A 3,540-nucleotide genomic window follows, 5' to 3' on the forward strand; every position below is an offset into this window, starting at 1 on the left:
TCTAGCCACCTTAGTAGCGAAAGCCTTAACGAGTACAGATGGCGATGACTCTATCATCGGCACAAATGCTGATGAAACCTTATCCGGTGGTTTAGGGAATGACAATATTAGCGGTGTCGGGGGAAATGACATCCTCAATGGTGTTAATTCTAACAATATTAATCCCGGTATTGGAGAAAGAGACAACTTAAGCGGAGGTTCAGGAAGCGATCGCTTTATTTTGGGCGACAATGCTAATATTTACTATGACGATCGCAATATAACCACCAACGGCAGCAACGACTATGCCACAATCACCGACTTTAACCCCAGTGAAGACAAGGTTAAATTACAGGGTATAGCCACTAACTACCGTCTAGAAACTTCTGGTTCTAATACTAACCTCTACATTGACAAAGCCGGAAGCGAACCTGATGAACTAATTGCGGTATTCCAAAACGTCACAGGATTAAATCTTACTTCCGGTGCGTTTGAATATATTACCCCCGTTAATGCTTTCGCTTTTAGCAGTGCAATCTATAGTGTTAATGAAACTGGAACAGCACAAGTCACAGTGATTCGCACTGGTAGTCTTGTTGGTCAAGTTAGTGTTACCTTGATTTCCACCAATGGCACAGCACAGGCTCCATCAGATTACAATCAAATTCCTATTTCTGTCATCTTTAACGACGGAGAAAACAGCAAAACTGTCACCATTCCCATAGTTGATGATACAACTTTTGAACTCAACGAAACCATCAATCTTGCCCTGAGTAATCCTAGTAATGGCTTTAACTTAGGAGGACAAAATACAGCTACCCTGACTATTATTGATAACGATACTCCTGTACCGGGGATATTAGCTTTTAGCAGTGCAACCTATAGTATTAACGAAGATGGTACACCTGTAGTCGCTGTCACCCTGACGCGCACCGGGGGAAGCGATTTAGAAGTCAGTGCTACTATAGTTTTAAGCAATGGCACGGCAAGTGCGGGAGAAGACTATAATAATCAGGATATCGTCGTTACTTTTGCTGATAAACAAACCAGTAAAACAGTTACAATTCCTATCATTAATGACACCGTTTATGAACCCACAGAAACCGTTAATCTAACCCTATCTAACCCCACAGGTGGCGCTACATTAGGAACACAAAAAACAGCAACTCTGAATATTGTTGATAATGATGCTATACCGGGAACAATTCAATTTAGCAATACTGCTTATTCAGTTAATGAAAATGGTACACCTGTCACCGCAGTTACTTTAACTCGCACTGGGGGAAGTGATGGCGCAGTTAGTGCAACTATTAACCTAACTAATGGTACAGCTACCGCCGGAAGTGACTACAATAATACTCCTATTACTGTCAAATTTGCTAATGGAGAAACCAGTAAAATAGTTGGTCTAATTAAATCTGGCAAGATTATTGTTGCTAATGATGAATGGACATTGAGCGATTCGGGATTTAGTAATGCTCCCGACGATTCACAATTATTTGCTCAGAATATTGCTAATTATTTTACTGATGGAAAGAAAGGATCATTTCTGGCTTATTCCAATAACTTTGGTTTCACAGGAACTCAACTATCTAAAGCTTTAACTGATGCAGGACATCAATGGAAGGTTGCACATAATTTGCCATTCACATTAGAGACATTACGACAATATAATGGAGTTTTTCTTGGCGGACTTTCAGTAGATAATCAGGTATTAATTGATTATGTAAACAGTGGAGGAAATGTTTATCTCATGGCGGGAACTGGAAGTTTTGGTAGTTCTACGGGTGAGGCTAATGCTTGGAAGGATTTCTTGAATAATTTTGGGTTGTCATTTGCAAATCAATGGAATTCGATTTCCGGTAGTATTCCTATTAACTCTTTATCTCATCCAATTTTTGCAAATATAGATCGATTATATCAAAACAATGGTAACACAATTATTGACCTAAATTCTAATGACAATCAAGGAGTATTAATTGCTAAAAGTAATGATGGACAGGGGCTTTATGCTATTTACGAGTCTCATTTTCAAGCCAACACTATCCCCATCGTTAACGATAGCCAATTTGAAGCAGACGAAACCGTCAACTTAACTCTATCTAACCCCCAAGGTGGCGCAACATTAGGAACCCAAACTACAGCAGTTTTAACCATCATTAACGATGACTTACCGCAACGGGGAATCATTAGCTTAAATAGTAGTACCTACACTGTTAACGAAAATGGCACTACCGCGAGTATTAATTTAACTCGTACAGGGGGAAGTGATGGCGAAGTTACTGTTATTTTAACCCCATCAGATAATACGGCAACTGCTGGCAGTGACTATAACAATAGTCCCATTACTGTTACCTTTACTAATGGAGAAACCAGTAAAAATGTTACTATTCCCATCATTGACAACAATGTTTATGAACCGACAGAAACCGTCAATTTAACCCTATCTAACCCTACAGGCGGTGCTACATTAGGAACACAAAAAACAGCAACTCTGAATATTGTTGATAATGATGCTGTATCGGGAACAATTCAATTTAGCAATACTGCTTATTCAGTTAATGAAAATGGTACGGCTATTAGCGCAGTTACTTTAACTCGTACAGGGGGAAGTGATGGCGCTGTTAGTGCAACTATTAACCTAACTAATGGTACAGCCACCGCGGGCAGTGACTACAATAATACTCCTATTACTGTCAACTTTGCTGATGCAGAAATCAGTAAAACAGTTAATATTCCCATCATTGATGACAGTATTTTAGAAAGCAATGAAACTATCAATTTAAGTCTTTCTAATCCTACTAATGGCGTAAGCATCGGCGCACAAAACAGCGCAGTTGTCAACATTATTGACAATGATTTTAAACCAACCTTAACTGTTAATATTACAGCCGAACAAATTAACGAAGGGAATACAATTCAGGGAACCATTACCCGAAATACTGCAACTACAGAACCCCTAACAGTCACCTTAGTTAATAGCGATAATGCCCAACTGACTGTACCTGCTACAGTCACCATTCCCGCAGGTGCAAATTCCGCCACATTTAATATTACTGCTGTCAATGATACCTTAATTGAACTGCCCAAAAATTACACAATTATTGCCTCTGCTGCTGGGTTTATCAGTGGTTCAGATACCCTAGCAATTATTGATAATGATGCAGTCACTTTAAGCCTCAGCTTCAATACCAATAATATTAACGAAAATGGTGGTAAAGCGATCGCCACTGTCACCCGGAACGTAGTCACAGATACGCCTTTATTGGTGCAACTTTATAGCAGTGACACCACAGAAGCAACCGTTCCTGCTACGGTGATTATTGCCGCTAATCAAGCGTCGGCTACTTTTGAAATTCAAGGTATAGATGATGTAATTTTAGATGGTACACAAGCCGTTGTTATTACCGCCAAACCTACCTAAGTAAGTCGGCGCAAAGAAATCAAACTATGTAAAGATAAGTAAATACGGAAAATCAATCTACTGAGGTGATTAAAATATGGGCGCTCGTTTAAGGGTATTTTTAACTCGTGAGCAAGATAAAACCCTGTTGAACCTAA

At 39.4% G+C, this 3,540-nt stretch carries 1 protein-coding gene; it reads left to right on the forward strand.

Annotated features, from left to right (window positions below; translation table 11 throughout):
• On the forward strand, positions 1–3,403 hold a 3,403-nt coding region (locus tag PN450_RS00800), incomplete at its 5' end, for a Calx-beta domain-containing protein (protein ID WP_271835070.1).
• Between the last annotated feature and the right edge of the window lie 137 nt (positions 3,404–3,540).

The sequence above is a fragment of the Dolichospermum lemmermannii CS-548 genome, from assembly GCF_028330815.1.
In the GTDB taxonomy this organism is placed as follows: Bacteria; Cyanobacteriota; Cyanobacteriia; order Cyanobacteriales; family Nostocaceae; genus Dolichospermum; species Dolichospermum lemmermannii.